Genomic DNA, 6,434 nt, shown 5'->3' on the forward strand with positions numbered 1-6,434 from the left:
ACCCGCCCTCGGACGGTGGCGCGACCAGATCGCGGCGCTGCGGGCCGACGCACGCGGTGACGACGCCGCGGGCGTCGCGGCGCTGCCCGACGGCGCCGAGTTCTACGCCAATGCGATCGCCTCGCACACGACGCTCGAGTTCACCGCCGACGAACTGCACCGCATCGGGCTGGACGAGGTGGCCCGCCTCGAGCAGCAGGCGCTCGAGCTCGGCGCTTCGATCGGTCTCACCGATCTCGCCGCGGTGCGCGCGGCCGTGCGGGCCTCGACCTCGGCCACGACGCCGGAGGTCGCGCTCGCGGCCGCGCAGGACGCCGTGCGCCGCGCCGAGCAGCGGGCCGGCGAGATCATGCCCGAACCGCTGCCAGAGCCGTGCGCCGTCTCGCCGATGCCCGCGACCGTGGCCGAGAGCGGCATGGCGCCGCACTACACGATGCCGCGCGACGACGGCAGCCGTCCCGGCACGTACTGGTTCAACACCCTGCTGCCGACCGCGGGCACCGGTTGGGACCTCGAGTCGGTCGCCTTCCACGAGACGGTGCCCGGGCACCACTCGCAGCTCGCCCGGCTGCAGCGGCTGGCCGACCTGCCGTTGCTGCAGCGGCTGCCGGTCACCGTGCACGCCGAGGGGTGGGGGCTCTACGCCGAGCGGCTGGCCGGCGAGTTCGGCCTCTACAGCGGCGTGGAGGCGCAACTCGGGGCCGTGTACTGCGAGATGATGCGGGCGGCGCGGCTCGTGGTCGACACCGGCCTGCACGCCCTCGGCTGGAGCCGCACGCAGGCTCGCGAGTACTTCGTCGAGCACGTCGCGCTCGCCGAGAGCTTCCTCGCCGCCGAGGTCGACCGCTACATCGCCTGGCCGGGGCAGGCGCTGGCGTACCTCGTCGGCCAGCGCGAGATCCTGCGCCTGCGCCAGGACGCGCGGGCGAGGCTCGGCGAGCGGTTCGACCTGCCCGCGTTCAACGCGGCTGTACTCGACCACGGCAACCTGCCGATGCCCGTGCTCGCGCGCGTCGTCGAGGCCTGGGTCGCGTCGCGATGATCCGCTCGTCGCTCGGCTCGGTACTGCTGCGGCTCGGCGTCGTCGCCGGGACGATCGCGCTCGCCGCGTTCGTCACGTCCACGCTGCTGTTCGACCCGGGACGCCCGGCGCGCATCGTCCACGCCATGCTCGCCACCGACGCGGGCAAGGGCGTCGTCGCCGACACCGTCTCCGGTGCGATCGAGACGGCGGTGCCGGGGGTACCGCCCGCGCGCGCCGACGCGATCGGCCGGCAGGTGGCCGACGACCCGCAACTGCTGCAGGCGCTGCAGTCGGCGTCGGACGAGCACGGGTCGTCGTCGGTCGCCAGTTCGGTGCTGCAGGCGCTGCGCCGGGCGAACCCGGCCCTCGCCCGACAGGTCTCGACCGCGCTGGGCACCGGACGCGCGAGCAACGACGACCTGCTGCCGGCGCAGCTCGGCGGTGCGAGCAGGACCGTGCGCTCGACCGCCGTCGCCGTCGAGCGCGGCGGCCTCCTGCTCTTCGTGCTGCTGTGCGGGGCCGCGCTCGCCCTCGGGCCGGCGCGCGACCGGCTCGCCCGTCGGCTCGGCTGGGCCTGCATCGGCGCGTCGATCATCCCGGTGCTCATCCGGGTGGCGCTGCCCGCGCTGCTCGACCGGTCGTCCGGACGCTGGCCGGTGCTCATCGCGGCCGCCATCCGCGCCGGCAGCACCGGGCTGGTCAGTGTCTTCGTCGTCATCCTCGTCGCCGGCGGCGTGCTCGTGATCGCCGGACACGCCGCCCGCCTCGCCCGGCCGCCGGGCCGCGGCGGCGGGGACGGTGGCGGGCGTCCGGAGCCGGGGTACCAGCAGGGTGCGGCTCACGGCGCCGCCGCGGGCTACGGCACCGGCTACCCGCCGGGCTACGGCGAACCACCGGGGTACGGCGCGCCGCCCGGCTACGGCACGGGCTACCCGCCGGGCACGGGCTACCCGCCGGGCACGGGCTACCCGCCTGGCTCCGGCCCGCCGCCCGCGGACACGCAGGTGCTGCCGGGCCAGGTGCCGCCGCGGTACCGGCCGCCGGAGGACGGGTCGGCCCCGCCACGGCGCTACCTCTGAGCCGTCCGCGCGCTTGGTCCCCTGGCGTGGTCGCTCCGAAGATCCACACGCGACCACAGCAGGGGGCCAGCCCCGCGGTGACCCTTCAGCGCACGGCGAGCAACGCCGCCGCGTCGCGGGCCACGCCGTGCAGTCCGGCCGCGGCGGCGTCGGCCGCCACCCGCTCCAGTTCGGCGGGCGGCGGCGGGTCGAGCCGGGCGGCGACCAGGCGGCACAGCAGCAGGCTCGGGGTGCCACCACCGCGCCCGGCCAGTTCGGTGGCGACGGCCAGGTCGGCCCGCGCCTCCGCCGGTTGCCCCAAGAGCAGCCGCAGCCTCGCGAGGGCGAGCGCGACCGGGCCGACGACGGTGAGCTGACCGACGAGCGCCACGACGTCGCGCAGCGGCTCGAGGCGCTGCACCAGCGACGGCGCGAGGCGGGTCAGCGCGGCGTCGGCGACCAGGTGTGCCAGGAACGTCCAGTCGCCGTGCGAGGTCCAGACCACCGGTGTCGGGCGCGCGAGGTAGTCGGCGATCAGCCGCTCGGCGGCATCGAGGTCGCCGCCGTGCACCGTGGCGCTGATGCGTTCGAGGTCGTCGGTCGCGGCGCCGAGCCGGTCGGCGATCGAGTCGAGGCGTCCCTGGAACCAGCGCGAGATGATCAGTGACATCCCGGCCCAGCCGAAGTAGAGCTCGGTCTGCCCGCGCAGCCGCTCGCCGTCGCGGAACAGCCGCTCCGACTCGTCGAACCGGCCCTGCCACTGCGCGAGCAGCGATTCGGTGAGCCGGAACTGCACGCGGCTGGTCGGCAGCCGCAGCCGGTCACTGCCCGCACTGCCCAGCCGGCAGTGCTCGGCCAGCCCGGCCATGTCGCCGCGGTGGCCGCACACCATCGTCATGAGCCCGTGCCACAGCACTTCGTCCCCGGCCGCGGCGGTGTGCGGCAGCGCCGCGAGCCGGTCGAGCAGGGCGGCCGACTCGTCGACCCGCTCGGCCACGCCCGAGAAGGTGAGGCAGCGGGCGAGCAGGGCGTCGGCCAGCACGTCCGCGTCACCGAGGGTCTCGGCGAGGTCGAGCGCACGTCGGCTGAGCCTGTCGGGCACGCGCCCGTCGGGGTGGTAGCAGCTGCCGATCGCCAGCGCGGCCTGCACACGGCTGTGCGCCGCAGGGTCGTCGGCGACGAGCGGTTCCGCCCGCTGCAGCGTCTCGAGCAGCGGGCCCGGACCCTCGCCGACGGCCGCCCACGGCCACGCCCCGGCCGAGCGCATGAGCATGCTGCACAGCGTGCCGACGAAGTCGAAGCGCCGGTCGCGCACCGCGGCGTCGATCTCGGCCTGGACGACCACGTAGACGGTCTGCCCGCGGCCGGCGCGGATGAGGGCCCGCAGCCGGTGACCGACCAGTTCGTCACGGGTCGCCTGCTCGCGGCGGCTCGGCGGCAGCTGCCCGTGCGTGACGAGCGCGGCCTCCCACCAGTGCGCGGCGGCGTCGGCCTGCCAGCGTGCCTCGGCATCGCGGGCGGCCTCCTGGCATGCGGCGAACACCTCGTCGGCGTCGGCGAGGGGCAGCGCCGCGAGCAGGTGCCCGGCGCGCACGACGAGGTCGTCGCCGCGGGCGTCGCCGCCGATCGCCTCCGCCACGCGCGCGTGCAGCCGCTGCCGGCGCGCCGCGCTCATGCCGGCCAGCAGTTCGTCGCGCAGCAGGCCGTGCGCGAACGCGTAGTGGCGCCCGCCCGGCGGGATCACGACGATCCGCTCGTCGGCCGCCTCGTCGAGCAGGTCGGCGAGCTCGTCGACGTCGAGACGGGTGACCCGTCGCAACAGGTCGATCTCGAGCACGTCGCCGATCACCGCCGCGGTCCGCAGCACCTGCAGCGTGCCGGCGTCCAGCGCGCCGAGCCGGCGGTCGAGCACCGACCGCACGGCCAGCGGCACCTCGCCGGCCGCGCGCTCGGCACGGGGCCACCGCGCGGACTCGCTGACGAAGAAGGGATTGCCGCCGGTGCGGGTCAGCAGCAGCGCGGCCTCGCGATCGGTGATCGGCTCGCCGCTGATCCGCTGCACCAGCTCGCCGATCTCGGCACCGGCCAGGGGCGGCACACTGATCCGCCGCGAGCCCGTGCGCCGCGCCGCGGCGTCGAAGAGGCGGCGCAGGTCGGGGTTGGTCACGCCGCTGCGGGCGGTGAGCACCAGCAGCACCGGCACGGCCTCGAGGCTGAAGGCGAGGTGCGTGAGCAGCCCGAGCGAGCTGGTGTCGGCCCACTGCACGTCGTCGACGAGCACGACGAGCGGCTGCCGCGCCGCAGCGTCCGTCAGCAGCTCGCGCACCCGCTCGTGCACCGCGAACCGCGCCCGGTCGGCCTCCGCCTGGGCGGGTTGGGCGAGCACCGTGTCGGGGTCGCCGCCGAGCCCGCGCACCAGCGGCGCGACGGGCCACCACGGCGGCAGGCCGCTGTCGTCGGGGCAGCCCGACCGCAGCACCGCGAAGCCGCGCCTGCGGGCCTGGTCGAGCACTGCCTCGGCGAGCCGCGTCTTCCCGATGCCTGCCGGGCCTTCGAGCACGAGCCAGCGCACGGCTCCGGCTGCCGTCTCCTCGACCGCTGTTGCGACGACGTCGAGCTCGGCGGTGCGGCCGACGAGCGTCGTGTCGGCATCGGCCGGCGGCGGCGGCGCGGGCATCCCCGCGAGGTCGTCGGCAGGTGTGCTCGCCGGCGCTGCGACGCGCACTGCCACCGGCACGACCGGGCCCGTGCGCGGCCAGTGCCCGAGTTCGGAATCGTGCCGCAGCAGTGCACCCTGCAGGTCGCGCAGCGCCGGGCCGGGGTCGAGGCCGAGTTCCTCGTCGAGGCGAGCGACCGTGGCGCGGTGCACCTCGAGCGCCTCCGTGGTGCGGCCGCTGCGGTAGAGCGCGACGACGTGGAGCCAGGCCGAGCGCTCGCGCAACGGCGCCGCGGAGTGCAGGGTGCGTGCCGCGGCGAGGGCGTCGGCGGTGCGGTCGGCACCGAGCAGGGCGGTGACCAGGTCCTCCTGGCACTGGGTGCGCCGCTCGTCCAGGGCGACCGCGGCGACCTGCACCCACTCGAGGTCGCGGAAGTCGGCGAGCACCTCGCCCCGCCACAGCGCGAGCCCGGCCGTCGCGTGCGCCGCCGCGGCCGGCCAGTCGTGTGCGTCGAGTGCGGCACGGGCGGCCTCGGCCGCGTGCCGGAACTGTTCGGCGTCGACCGCGTCGGCCTCGACGTCGAGCCGGTAGCCCGGCGACTGCCGGACGATCGGAGCGGTGGCCGTCGCGTCGCGCAGCAGCCGGCGCAGGTTCGACACGTAGGCCTGCAGGCTGGCGGCGACGTTCGCCGGCACGTCGTCGCCCCAGACCTGGTCGACGATGCGCTCGGTCGGCACCACCCGACCCGGTTCGAGCAGCAGGCTCGCGAGCACCGCCCGCTGCTTGGGGCTGCCGAGGTCGACGACAGCCCCGTCGCGCACGACCTCGAGCGGACCCAACACCCCGTACTGCACGCCGACCCCCTCGCCGGCCCCCGCCGGTGATCGCTCGGATCCTAGGGGCAGATGATCACGGCCGGGCGCGAGCACCGCGCCCGGCCGTGTCGACACCGCGGTCATCCGCCTCCGTCAGTGCGCGCGGCCGGCAGCCGCCCGCACCCCGTCGGCCTGCGCCAGCACGCCGTCCGGGTCGTAGGACGCCACCAGCTCGCCCAGGCGCGCCAGCGTGGCTGCGCCGTACTTCCGGGCCACGGCGTCCGGGTCGGCGCTCGCCTGGAAGTTCGGCAGGCAGGCGCCGTCGCCGAACGGCGCGAGCGCAGCCATCGTCGCGGCCGCGTGCGCACGGGTGGCGGCGGCGACGGGCGGCGCGGCGATGCCGATGGTGAGCAGCGAGTACGCGGCGTCGCGGTGGCTGAACGCGCTCGGGCCGCCCTGCGGCCGGGCGATCGCCCCGCCGAGGTGGCGCAGCTCGACGATCACCTGCGGGCAGCCGGCCGCCGGCCCCGCGACCGCGAGCAGCGCCTCGACCGCCTCGGCCGGCAGCTCGCGCAGCAGCGTGCTCGCCTCCGACGTCGGCATCGGGTCGACCGGGTCGTTGTGAATCATCCCGATCGCGGCGTACGGCATCGGGCCCACGCCGCCGAGCACGACCCGGCCCGCGCCCTCGATGGCGGCCAGCGCGGCGCGTCCCTCGGCCTCGTCACCGACCCACGCGAAGCGCACGGCGACGGTGAGCCGGCCGGCGAGCGGCGGCGGCACGTGCGGCAGCGCCGGCAGCCGCATGAGCGCGAGCGACGACGTCGCCTGCTCGGGCAGCCCGGCCGTCCAGGTGCTCCAGGCGTGCAGCACCGCGGCG

General features: G+C 76.6%; 3 protein-coding genes and 1 pseudogene. 2 read left to right on the plus strand and 2 right to left on the minus strand.

The window, feature by feature from the left end; genetic code table 11:
* Together ACTHMS_RS19150 and ACTHMS_RS19155 are read left to right on the plus strand one after the other, a co-directional pair.
* Positions 1 to 1,042 (plus strand): DUF885 domain-containing protein (locus ACTHMS_RS19150; RefSeq protein WP_440308260.1); only part of this gene is annotated, 1,042 nt, incomplete at its 5' end.
* Entirely contained in the window at positions 1,039 to 2,103 is a 1,065-nt protein-coding gene (locus ACTHMS_RS19155; RefSeq protein ID WP_440308261.1) for a hypothetical protein, read from the plus strand. The genes ACTHMS_RS19150 and ACTHMS_RS19155, both read left to right, overlap by 4 nt.
* Before the next feature lie 85 nt (positions 2,104 to 2,188).
* On the opposite strand, the gene ACTHMS_RS19160 is transcribed toward ACTHMS_RS19155, so the two are convergent.
* Both ACTHMS_RS19160 and ACTHMS_RS19165 read right to left on the minus strand, forming a co-directional pair.
* Positions 2,189 to 5,698 (minus strand): BTAD domain-containing putative transcriptional regulator, encoded by a 3,510-nt coding sequence (locus tag ACTHMS_RS19160; RefSeq protein WP_440308262.1) that lies wholly within the window; start codon positions 5,696 to 5,698, stop codon positions 2,189 to 2,191.
* A gap of 9 nt (positions 5,699 to 5,707) precedes the next feature.
* Positions 5,708 to 6,434 (minus strand): annotated as a pseudogene (locus ACTHMS_RS19165) (FAD-binding oxidoreductase); the annotation flags it as partial.

This window comes from Jatrophihabitans sp. (genome assembly GCF_051960575.1).
Lineage (GTDB): Bacteria > Actinomycetota > Actinomycetes > Mycobacteriales > Jatrophihabitantaceae > JBQCEE01.